Source organism: Rhodococcus sp. NPDC049939 (assembly GCF_040656415.1).
Lineage (GTDB): Bacteria > Actinomycetota > Actinomycetes > Mycobacteriales > Mycobacteriaceae > Rhodococcus_F.
Window position 1 is genome coordinate 604,752 of record NZ_JBFAMC010000002.1, and the last position, 17,896, is coordinate 622,647.

A 17,896-nucleotide genomic window follows, 5' to 3' on the forward strand; every position below is an offset into this window, starting at 1 on the left:
GCGATGTCGACGAACGAAGGGGCCGGACAGCAGAATCTGGGAGAAGAGGTTCCCCTGCTCGAGATCCGAGACCTGGAGGTGTCGTTCGAGTCCCATTCCGGCAGCGTGCCGGCAGTGCGTGGTGTGAGCCTCACGGTCTACCCAGGGCAGACGGTCGCGATCGTCGGCGAGTCCGGCTCGGGCAAGTCCACCACCGCCCACGCGATCATCAATCTGCTCCCCGGAACCGGCAAGGTGACCGGCGGTCAGATCCACTTCGAGGGAAGAGATCTGACGGGGATATCCGAGCGGGAGTTCGTCGCGTTGCGTGGGCGGAATATCGGACTGGTCCCACAGGACCCGATGTCCAACCTCAACCCGGTATGGAAGGTCGGGTTCCAGATCGAGGAGGCGTTGAAGGCCAACGGGGTTACGAAAGGCAAGGCGGCGAAGACTCGCGCCGCCGAGTTGCTCGAGGAAGCGGGTCTCCCCGACGCCGAGAACCGTTTGGGGCAGTATCCGCACGAGTTCTCCGGGGGCATGCGTCAACGTGCGCTCATCGCCGTCGGGTTGGCGGCACGCCCACAGCTGCTGATCGCGGACGAGCCGACTTCGGCTCTCGACGTCACGGTCCAGCGGCAGATTCTCGACCATCTCGATGGTCTCACCAACGAACTCGGCACAGCGGTACTCCTCATCACACACGACCTCGGGCTCGCGGCGGAACGGGCCGAGCACCTCGTCGTGATGAGCAAGGGGCAGGTCGTCGAGTCGGGTCCTGCCCTGGAAATCCTGCAGCGACCGCGGCATCCGTATACCCAGAAGTTGGTGGCCGCGGCACCATCACTGGCGTCACAGCGTCGAAGTTCGTCCCTGGCTCGAGCCGACATCCGGGAGCATTCCCTCGAAGTGGTCGACGAGGCCGAGCGGCACGGCGAGATCGGGGTCCAGTTCGGCAGGGCCACCGACGACGTCCTCGTGGTAACCGGTCTCAACAAGGCTTTCAAGATCCGTCACGGGCTACGCAGGACCTCCGAACTCAAGGCTGTCGACGACGTCTCGTTCTCTGTCCGACGGGGAACGACCACCGCCATCGTGGGAGAGTCGGGGTCCGGAAAGTCGACCGTGGCTCAGATGGTCCTCGGGCTAGCGGCTCCCACGTCGGGGAACGTTGTGTTCGACGGCAAGGATGTCGCGACCCTCGACCGCCGCGAGACGCTCGCTTTCCGTCGCCGGGTGCAGCCGATTTTCCAGAACCCCTACGGCACGCTCGACCCGATGTACTCGATCTTCCGAACCATCGAAGAGCCCCTCCGCACCCACAAGGTGGGGACCAAGGCGGAGCGAGAAGCGCGAGTACGTGACCTGTTGGACAAGGTGGCGTTACCGGCTTCGGTGATGCGAAGGTTCCCGAATGAGCTGTCCGGGGGGCAGCGGCAGCGTGTGGCGATTGCCCGGGCGCTGGCTCTGCAACCCGAAATGGTGGTGTGCGACGAGGCGGTATCAGCACTGGACGTACTGGTCCAGGACCAGATCCTGACATTGCTCAACGACCTGCAGGCAGAGTTGGGACTGACGTACTTGTTCATCACCCACGACCTGGCGGTTGTTCGGCAGATTGCTGACGACGTGCTGGTCATGTCCGCCGGTGCCATCGTCGAGAAAGCCACGACGGACGAAGTGTTCAGCTCCCCGAAGGAGGACTACACGCGGAAGTTGCTCGAGGCGATTCCTGGTGGATCGATCCGGCTCGGTGCCTGACATGGGGCAACGTTTCTTGCCGTCAGTCGCCGGGTAGCGTTCCGAGGTGTGAGTGATCCATTGCAGCCCCTCATCGATCTTCCCGGCGTGCGCGAGGCCGCGGATCGTGCCCGCAAAGCGCTCGGGGCGGTTCATCGACACAAGGCCAACCGTCGTGGATGGCCAACCTCTGCGGCTGAGGCGGCGGTGCGGGCGGCCCGCGCCTCGGCATTGATCGACGGGGGCAGCAACGAACTTCCAATCTCGGGAGAGCCGGGCGACCCGATACTGGCCGGCGCACTGCGCGTAGGGCAGGCGCTCGATGGCGACGCGCTCACGCTTCTGCAGTCCACTTGGAGGCGGGCACCTCTCCAAGCCCTCGCCAGGCTACATCTGCTGGCCGCGGCAGACCTCGTAGAGGATCAAGAACTGTTGGGGAGGCCGCACACTGGCCCTGGAGTGGCCGAACGACTGGACGGACTCGCGCAACTCGTTACCGGAGGGACGAGTGCACCAGCTCCGGTTCTGGCGGCCGTGGTGCACGGGGAATTGTTGACGCTGAAGCCGTTCGGAGTCGGCGACGGTATCGTGGCCCGTGCTGCGTCCCGCCTCGTCGCGGTGTCTAGTGGCCTCGATCCCCATAATCTCGGGGTGCCGGAGGTCAGTTGGCTACGTCGACCGCAGGCGTATCGCAACGCTGCTGCTGCATTCGCTTCAGGCGAAGCGGAGGGGGTCGGGAGCTGGGTCGTCCTGTGCTGCGGTGCATTCGAGGCCGGCGCGCGCGAGGCGACCTCTATCGCGGATGCTGCATCGAGCTAGGACGTACGTACCGAAATCTTTTGCGCGACACGTGAAGACCCGTTGAGAATAACGAGATTGAAATAACGAGGGCGGCGCTACCGACTTCCGTCAGCTTCGCCGCCCATCAGCACGGACAACTGGTTACCAAGCGTGCTCGGTGGGTTGTGTGGCTGGCCTCGGCGAGAGTTCGCAGTCGTCGGGTCGTCCTGCAACCGGTGCAGGTTCCTTGCCGATCGAACCCGAGTCTCGCAGGCCCACAACGCTTCTGCCCTTATAGTGGCTTGCTGCTCCGCGTGGGTACCGAGTGTCCGTGCTAGGAATCCTGGTCGGGAAATCGATCCTTCTCTTCTGGGTCGATTTTGGCCTTCCGTTTTTCCGTAACTCCTTTGTACCCCGCGCCCACCCTCGCTGCAAGAGGCAAATTTCGTTTGTGACCGTATCTCGGAGTGGGGAGTTCGGCAGTTGTTCTGCACCACTCGTTGGGTGATACGCACCCGCCGCAACTGCAATGACGCTGGTCGCGGCGGTCGTCTCAATGGCGGCCGTGGCCGGCGACGAGAAGAGTTTTCAGCGATTTGCGGATTCGAGAAAGTCGATATGGGACAACAGTTTCCAGTCTTGACAACCCGAAGAACTCGATTTTTTTCGTTGCAGCAACGAAACGACTTCTCGAGATATCCGGGTCCTGCGCTCCACCGTTGGCATGCGGGTGACGCTGACCGTGGACACGCGCACGCCGGCGACGAACGATTTGACGTCATGGTCGATGCCGGGAGCGATGCTGGTGCACGATCCCGGTACCGTGCTGGTGGCTCCCGGAGCTCAGGTTCTCGAGTACCGCACTCGGCGAAGCAGGCGGCCCTACGGGGATGACTCCGGGGCGTATCCGGAAACCGGTTCGGTATCCGCAATTGGATACCGAACTCTCGTTATGTTTCCGCGTTCCAAACAGGCACCACAATCGCACTTGCGGATACCGATCGGGGAAGGTGTAGTATTGCAAATGTTCCGGACTTGATCCGGACGGTGTTCAGCCCGACCCCCCGGGGCTGAACACAGACGACCCTCGCCTCCTCCCCCCCTGGCGAGGGTCGTCCTCTATCTCGGCAACTGGAGCTTCAGCCCCTGAACCGGCGCCTTTGACCGGTATTTGTCCACAGATCCGAAGCTGTCCACAGTTCGCGCAGACTGTCTGTCGGCGGTCCGCTCGACGGGGCACGCTCACCGTGTGGACGAAAATGGTGGCGGTGAGGTTCTGGTCTTGGTCCAAGACGAGGCGTTGTTACAGAGCATCAGGCGGGTAGCCGCGGCGGCTGACCGGGAGTTGCAGGAAGCCGATATCGCGGACGCAAGGCATGTCTGGGGTACCGCGCCGATCGTGATACTCGACAGCCATATGGCTGTCGCCTGCCGCAATCGCCTACCCCGGCGACGCCATGTGGTGCTGCTGTGCGACGGTCCACCGACTGTGGACGAGTGGCGGATTGCGACTGCCGTCGGCGCGGAACACGTGCTCGGGGTGCCAGACGATGAATCGGCACTCGTTGCTGTGCTCGGTGAGCCATCAGAACCGTCGGAAGGGGACGGCACCGTGCTCGCCGTGGTCGGTGGTTGCGGTGGCGCTGGCGCTTCGACTCTGGCTGCAGCAATCGCACTGACCGCGGCAACAAAACGTCTACAGTCGACGCTCTTGCTCGATGCCGATGCCTGGGGATCCGGCCTCGACATGCTGCTGGGTATCGAGGAAGTTCCAGGGCTGCGATGGTCCGGGCTGTCGATCGAGGGAGGGCGCATCTCCTCGGATGCACTCAGCGACGCACTTCCACCCGCGGGCGAACGGCTTCGTGTGTTGGCCTCCGGCCGAAGGGGTAACGGTGATGCCGGGCTGACGGCGGCAGCCGTTCGTGCGGTACTCGATGCCAGCCGTCGTTCGGGCGAACTGGTGGTGTGCGACGCACCCCGCTTTCCCAACCAGGTCACGGAGACCGTCCTCGAAATATCGGATCTGGTGGTTCTCGTCATACCGGCTACCGTGCGCGCATGTATCGCCGCCGGGAAAGTGGCGAAGTGGATTGCCGAGCGGAACCCGAATCAGGGCATCGTAGTTCGCGGACCGGCGCCTGGCGGACTGCGTGGGTCGGACTTGGCGGAGGTGCTCGGCATACCGCTGATTGCATCGATGCGTGCCGAGCGCGGACTCTCCGGGATGCTCGAACTTGGCGGGCTGAGACCGGGTAGGCGTTCTTCGCTGAGTGTCGTTGCCGGCGCGATTCTCGACACGGTCGCCAGTAGGCCGAGCTCACGTGAGTGGGCGGCGTGAGTTCCCTCGTAACCCCAGAACTTCTCGACAGGGTGCGTGAGCGTCTTGCGCACTCGTCCGGCGAACCGACGCCCGCGCTGGTCGCCGCGGCCATCCGCACGGAGTCCGGCGGGGTGCTCGGCGACACCGACCTGCTCGCAGCATTGCGGGTCTTGATGACCGAATTGACCGGGGCGGGACCGCTCGAATCCTTACTTGCCGAGCCAGGTATTGCCGATGTGCTCGTCACCGCACCCGATCAGGTATGGGTCGATTGCGGGCGTGGGCTCGAACGCACGGCCGTGCGCTTCGCAGACGAGGCCGCTGTGCGCCGACTTGCGCAACGCCTTGCCCTCTCAGCCGGGCGCAGGCTCGACGACGCCCAGCCGTGGGTAGACGGCCGCCTCCGAGAGGTTGGGAACGGTTCTTTCGGAGTCCGACTCCATGCCGTGCTCGCTCCCGTTGCACAAGGCGGAACCTGCCTGTCGTTGCGGGTTCTTCGCCCAGCAACCCAGGGTCTCGAGGAGTTGGCCGCGCGCGGTGCCGTTCCGGAAGCGGCCCGCGCACTGTTGTTGAAGATCGTGCGGGCCCGGCTGGCCTTTCTGGTCACGGGCGGTACCGGAGCAGGAAAGACTACGTTGTTGGCCGCGCTGCTCGGAGCGGTTGATCCGGCTGAACGGATCGTCTGTGTGGAGGATGCGGCAGAGCTGGCGCCGACGCACCCGCACGTGGTCCGGTTGGTGGCTCGAGCCCCAAATGTTGAGGGTGTCGGTGAGGTAACCGTCCGTGACCTCGTCCGGCAATCCCTACGGATGCGCCCGGACCGGATTGTCGTAGGTGAGGTGCGCGGCGCCGAGGTGGTCGATCTGCTGACGGCACTCAATACGGGGCACGATGGCGGCGCCGGAACGGTGCATGCGAATTCGCCGCAGGAGGTGCCTGCCCGACTCGAAGCGCTGGCGGCGCTCGGTGGGATGGATCGCGCTGCCCTGCACAGTCAACTAGCGGCCGCCGTTCAGGTGATCGTGCACGTCCACCGGTCCTCGAGTGGAGTACGTCGGCTGACCCAGATCGGCGTCGTGACCCGTGAAGCGGACGGGCTCGTCACGATTGCTCCCGCCTGGGACGAGGGCATAGGAGAGGGGCTCGGAGCGCACCAGCTTCGCCAGTTCTGCTCTCGGCGGGGATCGTCGGACTCGCCGCACGAGGAGACACCGTGATCGCAGGTCTGGTGACTCTCGCGCTCGCTGTGATGGTTGTGCCATCTTCAGGGTCGCGACTTCGCTTGATCGCAGCTATGGGCAGGGAACCAACCCGTCGACGACTGCGACTCCCATGGACCATTCCTGCCGCACTCGCCGGCACTCTGGTTGTATACGAACTGGGCGGGTCCTTCGCGGTGGTGGCGACGGTGATCGTATGCACGACAGCCTGGTTCAGACTTGGACGCCGACGTTCAGCTCTCGCCAAGAACGCTGAGCTGCGGGTGATCCTGTCGAGCCTCGAGGTGGTGACCGCAGAACTCCGTGTGGGCGCGCATCCCGCCGCGGCTTGCGAGACCGCCGCCGACGAGTGCGCCGGTACCGTGTCGGCAGCCCTTCGGGCGGCCTCGGCACGTGCGCGACTCGGTGGATCTGCTGCCGACGGATTCCGGATCACCAACTCTCCGGTCGCCATAGAGCTGAAGAGGATTGCCGACACTTGGGCTGTCGCTGAAGCACACGGACTAGCGTTGGTTGAGCTTCTGGAGGCGGCGCGCGCGGATCTCTTGGGGCGCAGTCGCTTCAGGCAGCGTACCGAGGCCGGGTTGGCGGGAGCGAGAGCGACCGCGAGTGTGCTCGCTGGACTACCGCTGCTGGGTATTGGTCTCGGCCAAATGATGGGCGCGGCTCCCCTGAAGGTGTTGTTCAGCGGTGGACTCGGCGGAATCTTGTTGATATTCGGAGCGGGACTGGCATGCGCGGGCCTGTTGTGGACCGATCGAATCACCGGACGGGTTACGGGATGATCTGGTGCGCAGTGCTCCTCGTGGCGGGTTCTCTTCTCGTGTTTCCCGGGCGCAGGCCGCCGATGCAGCGATTACAACAACCCGACGCCGACGGGGGCGGTGTGGCAAATGCCGCAAACGAGGTGCCATCAGGAAAGGACCCTCTCGCGGTGGCGGCGGCCTTCGACCTGCTGGCTGCGTGCTTGCGTGCGGGACTTCCGGTCGCGACTGCAGCTGACGCAGTGTCCCGATCTGCCCCACCACCGCTGTCGGAATCCCTACGCCGTGCCGCGGATTTGCTGGCGTTGGGCGCCGACCCGACGGCCGCGTGGGAGGCGGCGGCGTCGGACCCGGCCACCGAATCTCTCGCCCGTATGGCGCGGCGGTCGGCTCAATCGGGTTCGTCGCTGGCGGGTTCGATAACCGAGCTCGCCATCGACAGCCGTACAGAAGCTGAACATTCGGCAGCGGCGTCTGCCGAGCGAGCCGGAGTTCTGATCAGCGGGCCGTTGGGGCTGTGCTTCCTGCCGGCATTCATCTGCCTAGGGATCATTCCCGTCGTGATCGGTCTGGCCTCACATGTGCTCGACGGCGGACTGCTTTGACAAAAAGATACTTCCGGCGCGGAGTCGCTGCGCCGGATACCGAGGAGGGGGAACACAATGGAACGCGGAATCGGCGCATTGAAGGCGGACCGCCGAATCAGGGAACTGCATGCCAGGCTGGTACTGCTGGCAGTGGATGAGGATGGAATGTCCACCGCGGAGTATGCAATCGGCACTATCGCGGCCGCTGCGTTTGGCGCCGTCCTGTATTCGGTGGTTACCGGTGACAGCATCGTCACAGCGTTGACGAACATCATCGACAAAGCGTTGAGCACTTCGGTGTGATGACTTCCCCCGGGGGGCTGCGTGGGTCGGAGACCGGCGGTGTGACGGTAGAGGCGGCGATTGCTATCGCGTCGATAGTGGTGGTGGTCGTGCTGTGTGTCGGCGCGATCACCGCGGTGACGTTGCACGTCCAGTGTGTCGATGCGGCGCGTGAGGCCGCCAGGCTAGCTGCCCGTGGTGATCACGAGTCGGCGATCTCCGCGGCAACCAGGGTTGCTCCGGACGGCGCAGAGGTGAGAGTCCGCACCGAGGGAGAGTTCGTCGTCGCGACCGTGCGGGTAGACAGTCCCGTCCTACCGCTGGTGGATATCGACGCAGAAGCCGTCGCAGCACTCGAACCCACGGTTCCGGGATGGAGCGGGGGAGGGGAATGAGTTCAGCAATCACCGATGACCGGGGTGCTGCGACGGTTCTCGCATGCTTCGCGCTCACGGCTTTGGTGGCGATCACCGCGATGTTGATGCATGTCGGGTCGGTGGTGTCGGTGCGGCATCGGGCGCAATCGGCGGCTGATTTGGCCGCTCTTGCCGCGGCGGTTGGGCTGGACCGCGGCACCGGCGCGGCATGCGACGATGCGCACGAGGTCGCGGAGCGGATGCGCACCGCGATGGTGTCATGCGAGGTAGATGGCTGGGACGTGGAAGTGATTGTCTCGTTGTCGGTCCCGCTGTCCTCGCTCGGTCTCCGTGACGCGAAGGCAGTGGCCAGGGCTGGTCCAGCGGAGAGGTAGGAGCGGAATCGATCCAATGTCGAAGTGCTCGTTGGCGTTCGCGTCAGCTCATTTCGGCCAAGACCGCGGTGAGAACCCGTACCGCCCCATCCTTGTCGAGGGGGTCGTTTCCGTTTCCGCACTTTGGCGAATACACGCACGACGGGCAACCGATCGTGCATTCGCATGACGCGATCGCTTCTCTGGTTGCCGTGAGCCAGCGGGCGATCTCGGCATAGCCACGATCAGCGAACCCTGCCCCGCCCGGGTGGCCGTCATAGACGAACACCGTCGGTAGGCAGGTGTCGGGGTGCAAGGCGGTGGAGACGCCGCCGATGTCGCCTCGATCGCACACAGCGACCAGCGGCAGTAGACCGATGGAGGCGTGCTCGGTGGCGTGTAGCGCGCCAGGAACGCGTTCGGTCGGAACACCCACCTGCTCGAGGAGTTGTGGGGTGATCGTGTACATGACCGCACGGGTGTGCAGGGTCTGCGCCGGCATGTCCAACTCGACCGCGTCGAGGACCGCACCCGAAGGTAGCCGACGTAGGTACCCCGTGACCTGTTGTGTGACCTCCACTTCGGCTAGTGCAACTTCGAGTTCGCCGAACCTCTTCCGCTCCAGCACCTCGGAAATGGTGATGTCGGTGGATTCACGGGGGGATGTCGTCCAGTCAGGATCCTCTGGATGAACGAGGGCGAGTCCTTGCTCGAGGTCGAGTTCGTCGACGACGTAAGACTCTCCCTGGTGGAAGTGGACGGCACCGGGATGCACTGTCGCGGGAGCCCGTCCAGTGTCGACGGTTCCGAGCATGCGTCCCGATTCGGCGACGACAATTACGACTTGGGTTCCGATTCCTCCCCGAATATCCAGTGTTGCATGGGGATTTGTCCCGGCAGTCACGAACCAGCCGTGCATCCGGCGTCTGATCAGACCTTCCTCTGCGAGTTGCTCGAGGAGTTCCACTGCGCCGAAAGCTTCGACCTCTGCATCGGACAGGGGCAATTCCATTGCCGCGCAGAGTAACTGCGGACCGAGTACATAGCGGTTGCTGGGGTCGGTGACAGTCGCCTCGACGGGCTTCTCCAGCAACGCGGACGGATGATGCACCAAGTAGGTATCGAGGGGATCGTCGCGCGCAACCAGAACGACGAGCGCGCCCTGTCCCCGACGTCCGGAACGGCCGCCCTGCTGCCAGAAGGAGGCCACTGTGCCGGGGAATCCGGCCACCACGACAGCGTCGAGGCCTGCGATATCGACTCCGAGTTCGAGTGCGTTCGTGGTGGCTGCTCCAAGAAGGGTGCCGTCGGCAAGTGCAGCCTCGAGTTCCCGACGGTCTTCGGCCAGATAGCCGGCGCGGTATGACGCAACCCGCGAGGGGAGGTCGGAATCAACCTCGCCGAGTAGACGTTTGGTTGTCATCGCGGTCAGTTCCGCGCCGCGCCGCGAGCGCACGAACGTGAGTGTACGAGCACCCTCGACCACCAGGTCAGCCATGATCCGCGCGGCCTCCGACTCTGCGGATCTGCGTACCGGACTGCCGTTCTCCCCGGTCAACTCCCGTATCAGCGGTGGCTCCCAGAGCGCCACCGTTTTGGGCCCCCGCGGTGAACCGTCTTCCACTACCTCGGCGCAGGGTGCACCGATCAGACGCGCCGCTGCTTCGCCGGGGTCTGCGGTGGTGGCGGAGGCGAGAACGAAGACTGGATCGGCACCGTATCGTGCTGCGATCCGGCGTAGGCGGCGCAGCACCAAGGCCACGTTGGAGCCGAAGACGCCACGGTAGGAGTGGCATTCGTCGACTACCACGTAGGTGAGGTTGCGGAAGAAGTGCGACCAGCGTTGATGTGTACGGAGCAAGGAGATGTGCAGCATGTCGGGATTGGTGAACAGCCAACGCGAATTCTCTCGGGCCCACTGTCGCAGCTCCATTGCAGTGTCGCCGTCGAAGGCGCACGGATATGCGGTGTGGAGTTCGTCCTCGGAGTCGATGAACGAGGTCAGTGCCCGGAGTTGGTCGGCGCCGAGTGCTTTGGTGGGGGAGAGGTACAGGGCTGTCGCCCGCTTATCCGTTGCCAGAGTGGTAAGTACCGGAAGCTGATAGGCCAGTGACTTGCCCGACGCAGTGCCGGTCGAGACGACGACGTTCGTCCCCTGGTGGGCCAGGTCGGCGGCAGCGGCTTGATGACTCCAGGGGCGGGTGATCCCGGACTTCTGCATGGCCCGAACGACGCTGGGGTGCGCCCACGCAGGCCATTCGGACAATGCGGAAGTCCGCGCCGGAATTTCGGCGGCGAATGTCAGGGGGGTTTCGTCGGCGGAAACGCCCTCGAGAACCCGGTCGAGGAGTGTGCGACCGTATGTCTCGCCCGAATTTCCACTGCTGTCACGAGGCGAAAACAGTGCACTCACTAATGTCTCCAGGCTGCCGTAGGGACGGGCGAGTAGCTTCCATGCCGCCACGACCTGCGCACATTAGGATAGCGAATGGTTTCTCGGAGTTGTTGTCTGGGGGTGCGGCAGACACCAGATGAATGCGGCGATTGCCCGCTTTTCGCTACAAGAGCAACTTTTTTGTACGAATTGTGTGGATTTCGACTGTCGTGTAAGCGGACTTCATGGTTGACTACAACTGGTCGCAGCTTCTGTGTGCGTGGACTTGAAAGAGTGGGCGTTCGCAGGATCGATGTTGCGAACGCGGTGCTCTGCTTTTCCTGAGGGGGAAATCAAGTAGTACAGCGCTCGGAACCGGCCCGGCGGACCGTATGTGCTGTTCGTCGCATCCGGTGGTTAGAAAGAGAAGGAAAAGCATGGCACAGGGCACTGTGAAATGGTTCAACGCAGAAAAGGGCTTCGGCTTCATCGCACCCGAGGACGGCTCAGCTGACGTCTTCGTCCATTACTCCGAGATCCAGGGCAGCGGTTTCCGCACCCTCGAGGAGAACCAGCGTGTGGAGTTCGAGGTCGGCCAGGGCACCAAGGGTCCCCAGGCAACCGGCGTTCGCGCACTCTGATTCTGCCGTTCACCGTTGTGAGCAAGTAGTTCAGATGGACGGGGTCCACGCGGCCACGTCTGACTCGTCCCCCATCGCTCGAGGCGGTGGGGGACGAGTCGTTCTACGACAATGGTGCCGTGGCCAAAGGAATACTGTGGCCAAAGGAATACTGCAGTGATTCAACTCTCGTTCTTCTCCGCTGAGGCAATGCCACCTGCGATCAGCGACCTGGGTGGGCTCCTCGCCGCGCCAGGTCAGGTGGTTGTCTCTGGTGAACGAGCGCGGATCTCGATTGTCGTGGATGCGCGGTGGCGGGCTGAGGGGATCGAAGAAATGATCGCCCAGGGCGGCCTCGCGGCCGAGATCACGCGTAGTGACGAGGGCAGTCTGCTGGTGCGTACTGGATCCGTCGTCGAATTGGGTCCACTCGCAGAGCAGTGGACCAGGGGCGCAGTGAAGTCGGTGCCCGCGGGCTGGGTCCCATCGGGGCGTCAGTTGAGGATGTGGGCGTTGGCTTCGGGACGAGGTGAAGCCGGGGGGCAGCGATTTGTCCTCGGGCTCGATCCCCACGCTCCCGATACCCATGCGCCTCTAGCTCGAGCTTTGATGCAAGCGGGAATCGCGCCGACCTTGATCGGTACACGTGGATCCGGTCCGGCGCTCCGGGTCTCCGGTCGGCGTAGGCTCGGCAGACTGATCGAGACCATTGGTGACGCGCCAGGAAGTCTTGGGGAGTCGAGTAGCGGACTACAGCCGCAGGGCCGTGCGGGCGGTATTGATCTGCGGGGATGGGATCCGGGTATGTCACCCTAGCAATAGGTGAACCGGGTATAAAAGGGTTTGTCTGCTCAAATCATCGAATCGCAGCGATCAACTTCAGGAAGGCTCGGGTTACCGGTGGCTAAAGGGGACAACGGCAGTGCGCAGGGTGCGGCGAGAACGTCCGGACTGCCTCGCCGCCTCGTAATCGTCGAGTCGCCGACCAAGGCTCGCAAGATCGCTCCGTACCTCGGAACGAACTATGTGGTCGAGGCGTCGGTCGGCCATATCCGTGATCTTCCTCGCGGGGCCGCGGACGTCCCCGCCAAATATAAGGGTGAGCCGTGGGCGCGGCTCGGCGTCAACGTAGACCAGGATTTCGAACCTCTCTACGTTGTAAGTCCGGAAAAGAAGTCCAAGGTAACGGAGTTGAAGAGCCTCCTGAAGGATGCCGACGAGCTCTTTCTCGCGACCGACCCCGACCGAGAGGGCGAGGCTATCGCCTGGCACCTTCTCGAGACCCTCAAGCCGAAGATCCCCGTACGCCGGATGGTCTTCCATGAGATCACCGAGCCGGCCATTCGCGCCGCGGCCGAAGACACCCGTGAGCTCGACAACGACCTGGTCGATGCGCAGGAGACCCGCCGAATTCTCGACCGCCTCTACGGGTACGAGGTCAGCCCGGTGCTGTGGAAGAAGGTCATGCCGAAGTTGTCGGCGGGCAGGGTGCAATCCGTCGCGACCCGCATCATTGTCCAACGAGAGCGTGAACGGATGGCGTTCCGCTCAGCTTCCTACTGGGACATCTCCGCCACCCTCGATGCCGGCGCCGAAGCGAGTCCGCGCAGTTTCGGGGCGCGTCTGGTCAGTGTCGATGGCTCCCGCGTGGCTTCCGGCCGTGATTTCGGGTCCGACGGCCAGTTGAAGACGAGTACGGTCACTGTTCTCGACGAGGCTCGTGCACGGCGACTGGCCGACTCACTCGCCGGCGTCGACCTCGCGGTCTCGTCGGCGGAGAACAAGCCGTATACCCGTAAGCCATATGCCCCGTTCATGACGTCGACCCTGCAGCAGGAAGCGGGTCGCAAGCTCCGCTTCACTTCCGAGCGGACGATGCGGATCGCGCAACGGTTGTACGAGAACGGCTACATCACCTATATGCGTACCGACTCGACGACGCTGTCGCCATCGGCGATCGCAGCGGCACGGGCGCAGGCCACGGAACTCTACGGCCCCGAGTACGTGCACGACTCGCCGCGCCAGTACACGCGCAAGGTCAAGAATGCACAGGAAGCACATGAGGCTATCCGCCCTTCCGGTGACATTTTCCAGACTCCTGGTCAGCTGCACTCACGCCTCGACAACGATGAGTACCGCCTGTACGAGCTCATCTGGCAGCGCACGGTTGCCTCCCAGATGGCAGACGCTCGCGGTACGACGCTGACGCTGCGAATCACCGGTACCGCCGGTACGGGCGAGGAGTGCACGTTCTCCGCATCTGGGCGCACCATCACCTTCGCGGGCTTCCTCGAGGCGTACGTGGAGAGCGTGGACGAGGAAGCGGGCGGCCAGTCCGACGACGCCGAGTCGCGACTGCCGGCACTACGCGAGGGCCAGGCCGTTACCGCTACCAAGCTCGACCCTGACGGGCACACCACCAACCCACCTGCCCGTTACACCGAGGCAAGCCTCGTCAAGACCCTCGAGGAATTGGGGATCGGCCGCCCGTCCACGTACTCGTCGATCATCAAGACGATTCTCGATCGCGGCTATGTCTACAAGCGCGGTAGTGCGCTGGTCCCTTCCTGGGTGGCGTTCGCCGTCATCGGCCTGCTCGAGGTGCACTTCGGACGGTTGGTCGATTTCGATTTCACTGCCGGAATGGAAGACGATCTGGATGCGATTGCGGGGGGTCGGGAACAGCGAGGAAACTGGCTGAACAGCTTCTACTTCGGAGGCGATCACGGAGCCGAGGGTTCGGTTGCCCGTGAGGGCGGACTGAAGAAGATGGTCGGCGTCAACCTCGAAGAGATCGATGCTAGAGAGATCAACTCGATCAGGTTGTTCGATGACGCCGAGGGCCGGGAAGTGCACGTTCGGGTAGGACGTTTCGGTCCGTACCTCGAGCGGATGGTTCAGAATCCGAATGATCCCGAGGGTGACCTCATCTCACAGCGGGCCAATCTGCCTGACGATCTCCCACCGGATGAACTGACTTGCGAGTACGCGGAGAAACTGTTCGCGACGCCGCAGGAAGGTCGCAAACTGGGTGTCGACCCGCTGACCGGACATGAGATCGTCGCGAAGGAGGGACGCTTCGGTCCGTATGTCACCGAGATCCTTCCGGAGCCGGAACCGGAGCCCGAACCGGTAGTGGTGCCAGTTCCCGACGAAGCTGCAGCTGGTGACACCAAGACGAAGACCGTGGCAAAGAAATCTGCCGCTAAGAAGGCTTCGGGACCGAAACCGCGGACTGGGTCGTTGCTCAGGTCGATGGACTTGGCCACGGTGACTCTCGACGACGCTCTCAAACTTCTGTCGCTGCCTCGGGTCGTGGGTATCGATCCCGAATCGAAAGAAGAGATCACCGCTCAGAACGGTAGGTATGGCCCATACCTCAAGAAGGGCACGGATTCGCGATCTCTCGCCACTGAGGATCAGATCTTCACTGTCACCTTGGACGAGGCTCTGAAAATCTATGCGGAGCCGAAGCGGCGTGGACGTCAGGCCGCCTCGACCGCGCCGCTGCGGGAGCTGGGTGTCGACTCGGTCAGCGAGAGGCCGATGGTGATCAAGGATGGTCGGTTCGGGCCGTATGTGACTGACGGTGAAACCAACGCCAGCCTTCGAAAAGGTGATGAGATCGAGTCCATCACCGCTGCTCGAGCGTCGGAGTTGCTGGCAGACCGTCGTGCCCGTGGTCCTGTCAAGAAGAAGTCTGCCAAGAAGGCGCCCGCCAAGAAGGCGGCGAAGAAGGCCGCGGCCAAGAAGGCGCCCGCCAAGAAGGCGGCGTCCAAGAAGGCTGCGGACAAGAAGGCGTGAGCCGTCGTCGCGAACCTGTCGAGACGTCGTACGTGGCGGCTAGGCTCTTCCGGTGACCGTATTCGATCGGTTGGTAGGCCAGAATCACATCGAGGCCGACCTGGTGGCCGCGGCAACTGCGGCCAGGAGTGGAGTCGGTTCGGTGGGCTCCGCGATGACGCATTCGTGGCTGTTCACTGGCCCACCCGGATCGGGCCGGTCGGTGGCTGCGCAGTGTTTCGCGGCAGCGCTCCAATGCACCAGTGAGGACGTCCCCGGGTGCGGCGAATGCCGCTCCTGCACGACAGTGATGGCCGGCACTCATGGCGATGTGCGACAGGTCGTCCCCGAGGGTTTGAGCATCAGCGTCGGGGAGATGCGCGCCACTGTGCAGATAGCGTCCCGAAAGCCCAGCACCGGGCGCTGGCAGATTGTTGTCATCGAGGACGCTGACAGACTTACCGAGGGTGCGGCCAATGCGCTCCTGAAAGTGGTGGAGGAACCGCCGGACCGCACGGTGTTCCTGCTTTGCGCGCCTTCGGTGGACCCGCAGGACATTTCGGTGACACTGCGGTCGCGTTGTCGGCATATTCATTTGGTGACGCCGTCGACAGAATCGATTGCAGAGGTTTTGCGCGAGCGAGATGGGGTGGACTCGGATGCGGCGCAGTTTGCTGCGTCGATCAGCGGTGGCCACGTGGGGCGTGCGCGACGTCTCGCAACGGATCTGAACGCAGGGGTCCGGCGCAAGGATGCTCTTGATATCGCGGTCGCAGCGCTGCGTCCAGCGACCGCGTTCGCCGCAGCCGAGGAACTGGTGCGGTCGGCCGATGCTGAAGCGAAAGAGATGAGTGCCGCGCGGGACGCGCAGGAAACCGAGGAGTTGCGTACTGCATTGGGCGCAGGCGGTACCGGCAAAGGAGCCGCTGGGGCCCTCCGAGGCTCGGCAGGGATCTTGAAAGAACTCGAAAGGCGGCAGAAGTCCCGGAGCACACGAACTGCGCGCGATGCACTTGATCGTTCGCTCGTCGACTTGGCGGGGCTCTACCGAGATGCACTGGCGCTCGCGTGGGGCGCAGACGCCGCCACGAATCACCCCGATATGGCCGATCGGGCGGCGGATCTCGCCTCACGAACAACTCCCGAAGGCCTCCTGAAGTGCATCGAAGCGGTCCTAGAATGCCGCGAGGCAATCGCCGTCAACGTCAAGCCTCAATGGGCCGTCGACGCTATGGTGGCCAGTCTCGGGGACGCCTTCAGGGAGCCGTTTTCGCATACACGGGGTTGAGGCGCTAGACTCGCACCGCCGAAAGGCACCGCTGCCTTAGCTCAGTCGGTAGAGCATTTCACTCGTAATGAAAAGGTCGAGAGTTCGATTCTCTCAGGCAGCTCGGTGAAAGACCGCAGGTGACACAGTTCACCTGCGGTTTTCTCGTTCGCGGGGTTGATCCAGTCGGGTGCGATCACCGCTGCGCGCCTCGGCTCAATCCACATCCAGTAAGGCCTCGACAAGTTCGGCAGTGGTCACTCGAACAGTGATCAAAAGGTGAAGACTGGACCCATGGAGACCCAAGTGGGAATTCCGTCGACGGGGTCGGTAGTCAGGGTGCGCGCTCGGTCCACCGGCCACTGTTGCAGTAAGCGCCGGCATCCCTCCGAGACCCTCCATCTCCGGGATGCTTGTCAGCCGGGTTCGTTCGAGCGAAACAGAAAGTCGGTGCACAGATGGCAATGCAGATTTTCTCATTGATCTTGATGTTGGGTGCGTTGATCGTTCTCATACCGACCGCGATTCGGGTCTTCAGGAGAAGCGGTCAAGTGAAGGGCGAGGACAAGTCCGAGGAATGAGCACGTCGCGTGCTCGACAACCCACGTTCGCGCCGCCATGATTTCGGTATGGGCGATTCGCTGAAGGACCGGGTACGAGAGAAGTTGCTGCGTCAACTCACCGAGGACGGGGGGCACCCAGTCCAGCAAGCAGAGGGAGACGATCCTCGATTGGTCTCGATCGACTCCGATTTGGCGACATTGGAGCAGGCCTCCGACGGCGATCTGGTGATCGAGGAGCTGGCCGCCAAGTACTGGGTGCCCTGAAGCGATGCTTTGGCGGCTGTGACCTGCCGATTTGGTTTTGGGCGTGGGGTGAGCGTAGTTTTGTTCGGGTCAGAGCGACACGGACGCCGACTTCCGCCTGTGGGTGGATGGCACGAGGTTGTACGGAGTGCCTGACAGTAGTTCGGAGTCCATCAGTATGTATGGTGGTACTCCAAATCTCTGGAATTCCTTGTCCGAGACCCGGTTTGCGCCTGTGTCGCGGTGAAGGTAGACTGGAACGGTTGCCTCGGGGCTGCTGACGGTGGTGTTGGTGGTTCCGGTGTGTGCGTGTTCTTTGAGAACTCAACAGTGTGTCGATGAATGTCAGTGCCAAATGTTTTTTGGTTTCTCGCATCATTGGTCTGGCCGGCCCCGTGGTGGGTTGGTTGGGTGGTGGTGTGGGGTGTTGGTGCATTCCATTCTTCCGTCTGGGGTGTGCCGGCAAATTTTTTGCTAGTTTGAGTTTTTTTGCTGGTGATTTGACTCGATGTCTTTGACTGATAAGGGTTTTCGGACCTTGTATCATGAGTCTTCAACGGAGAGTTTGATCCTGGCTCAGGACGAACGCTGGCGGCGTGCTTAACACATGCAAGTCGAGCGGTAAGGCCCTTCGGGGTACA

At 63.1% G+C, this 17,896-nt stretch carries 16 protein-coding genes, 1 tRNA gene and 1 rRNA gene; 17 read left to right on the forward strand and 1 reads right to left on the reverse strand.

The window, feature by feature from the left end:
- The first annotated feature begins 3 nt into the window (after positions 1–3).
- From AB0I57_RS12130 to AB0I57_RS12170, 9 genes are all read left to right on the forward strand, one after another.
- Positions 4–1,740: an ABC transporter ATP-binding protein gene (locus tag AB0I57_RS12130; protein ID WP_358334797.1), complete on the forward strand. Its 1,737-nt coding sequence runs from the start codon at positions 4–6 to the stop codon at positions 1,738–1,740.
- 48 nt (positions 1,741–1,788) lie between these two features.
- Positions 1,789–2,538, forward strand: a complete 750-nt coding sequence (locus tag AB0I57_RS12135) for an oxidoreductase (RefSeq protein ID WP_358334800.1) — start codon at positions 1,789–1,791, stop codon at positions 2,536–2,538.
- A 1,210-nt stretch (positions 2,539–3,748) separates the two neighbouring features.
- Positions 3,749–4,840 carry a septum site-determining protein Ssd gene (gene ssd, locus AB0I57_RS12140; RefSeq protein WP_358334803.1) on the forward strand — a complete coding sequence of 364 codons (1,092 nt, stop codon included), beginning with the start codon at positions 3,749–3,751 and terminating at the stop codon, positions 4,838–4,840.
- Positions 4,837–6,039 carry a TadA family conjugal transfer-associated ATPase gene (locus tag AB0I57_RS12145; protein ID WP_358334806.1) on the forward strand — a complete coding sequence of 401 codons (1,203 nt, stop codon included), beginning with the start codon at positions 4,837–4,839 and terminating at the stop codon, positions 6,037–6,039. Before ssd ends, AB0I57_RS12145 begins: the two co-directional genes overlap by 4 nt.
- The gene (locus AB0I57_RS12150) at positions 6,036–6,827 is read left to right on the forward strand and encodes a type II secretion system F family protein (protein WP_358334809.1); all 792 of its coding nucleotides are present in this window, start codon (positions 6,036–6,038) and stop codon (positions 6,825–6,827) included. Before AB0I57_RS12145 ends, AB0I57_RS12150 begins: the two co-directional genes overlap by 4 nt.
- Entirely contained in the window at positions 6,824–7,411 is a 588-nt protein-coding gene (locus tag AB0I57_RS12155; protein WP_358334812.1) for a type II secretion system F family protein, read from the forward strand. Before AB0I57_RS12150 ends, AB0I57_RS12155 begins: the two co-directional genes overlap by 4 nt.
- A 57-nt stretch (positions 7,412–7,468) precedes the next feature.
- Positions 7,469–7,696 carry a DUF4244 domain-containing protein gene (locus AB0I57_RS12160; RefSeq protein ID WP_358334815.1) on the forward strand — a complete coding sequence of 76 codons (228 nt, stop codon included), beginning with the start codon at positions 7,469–7,471 and terminating at the stop codon, positions 7,694–7,696.
- Positions 7,696–8,070, forward strand: coding sequence for a TadE family type IV pilus minor pilin (locus AB0I57_RS12165; protein ID WP_358334818.1), 375 nt, complete (start codon positions 7,696–7,698; stop codon positions 8,068–8,070). Before AB0I57_RS12160 ends, AB0I57_RS12165 begins: the two co-directional genes overlap by 1 nt.
- Positions 8,067–8,426, forward strand: a complete 360-nt coding sequence (locus tag AB0I57_RS12170) for an Rv3654c family TadE-like protein (protein WP_358334821.1) — start codon at positions 8,067–8,069, stop codon at positions 8,424–8,426. The genes AB0I57_RS12165 and AB0I57_RS12170 overlap by 4 nt, the downstream gene beginning before the upstream one ends.
- A gap of 43 nt (positions 8,427–8,469) precedes the next feature.
- Here AB0I57_RS12170 and AB0I57_RS12175 read toward each other — a convergent pair whose 3' ends face one another.
- On the reverse strand, positions 8,470–10,818 hold the full coding sequence (locus tag AB0I57_RS12175) for a DEAD/DEAH box helicase (RefSeq protein ID WP_358334824.1): 2,349 nt from the start codon (positions 10,816–10,818) through the stop codon (positions 8,470–8,472).
- Positions 10,819–11,216: 398 nt separating this feature from the next.
- Between AB0I57_RS12175 and AB0I57_RS12180 the strand changes: the two genes are divergently transcribed.
- The 8 genes from AB0I57_RS12180 to AB0I57_RS12215 form a co-directional block, all read left to right on the forward strand.
- Positions 11,217–11,420, forward strand: coding sequence for a cold-shock protein (locus AB0I57_RS12180; protein ID WP_003935252.1), 204 nt, complete (start codon positions 11,217–11,219; stop codon positions 11,418–11,420).
- Positions 11,421–11,576: 156 nt separating this feature from the next.
- Complete coding sequence (locus AB0I57_RS12185) at positions 11,577–12,215, forward strand: hypothetical protein (RefSeq protein ID WP_358334831.1); 639 nt, start codon at positions 11,577–11,579, stop codon at positions 12,213–12,215.
- An 84-nt stretch (positions 12,216–12,299) separates the two neighbouring features.
- Positions 12,300–15,203, forward strand: coding sequence for a type I DNA topoisomerase (gene topA, locus AB0I57_RS12190; protein ID WP_358334834.1), 2,904 nt, complete (start codon positions 12,300–12,302; stop codon positions 15,201–15,203).
- Positions 15,204–15,255: 52 nt separating this feature from the next.
- The gene (locus AB0I57_RS12195; RefSeq protein ID WP_358334837.1) at positions 15,256–16,470 is read left to right on the forward strand and encodes a DNA polymerase III subunit delta'; all 1,215 of its coding nucleotides are present in this window, start codon (positions 15,256–15,258) and stop codon (positions 16,468–16,470) included.
- Positions 16,471–16,500: 30 nt separating this feature from the next.
- A tRNA-Thr gene (locus AB0I57_RS12200) sits at positions 16,501–16,573 on the forward strand.
- 334 nt (positions 16,574–16,907) lie between these two features.
- Entirely contained in the window at positions 16,908–17,030 is a 123-nt protein-coding gene (locus tag AB0I57_RS12205) for a hypothetical protein (RefSeq protein ID WP_358334840.1), read from the forward strand.
- Positions 17,031–17,078: 48 nt separating this feature from the next.
- On the forward strand, positions 17,079–17,276 hold the full coding sequence (locus AB0I57_RS12210) for a hypothetical protein (protein WP_358334843.1): 198 nt from the start codon (positions 17,079–17,081) through the stop codon (positions 17,274–17,276).
- 532 nt (positions 17,277–17,808) lie between these two features.
- Positions 17,809–17,896, forward strand: a 16S ribosomal RNA gene (locus tag AB0I57_RS12215); the annotation flags it as partial.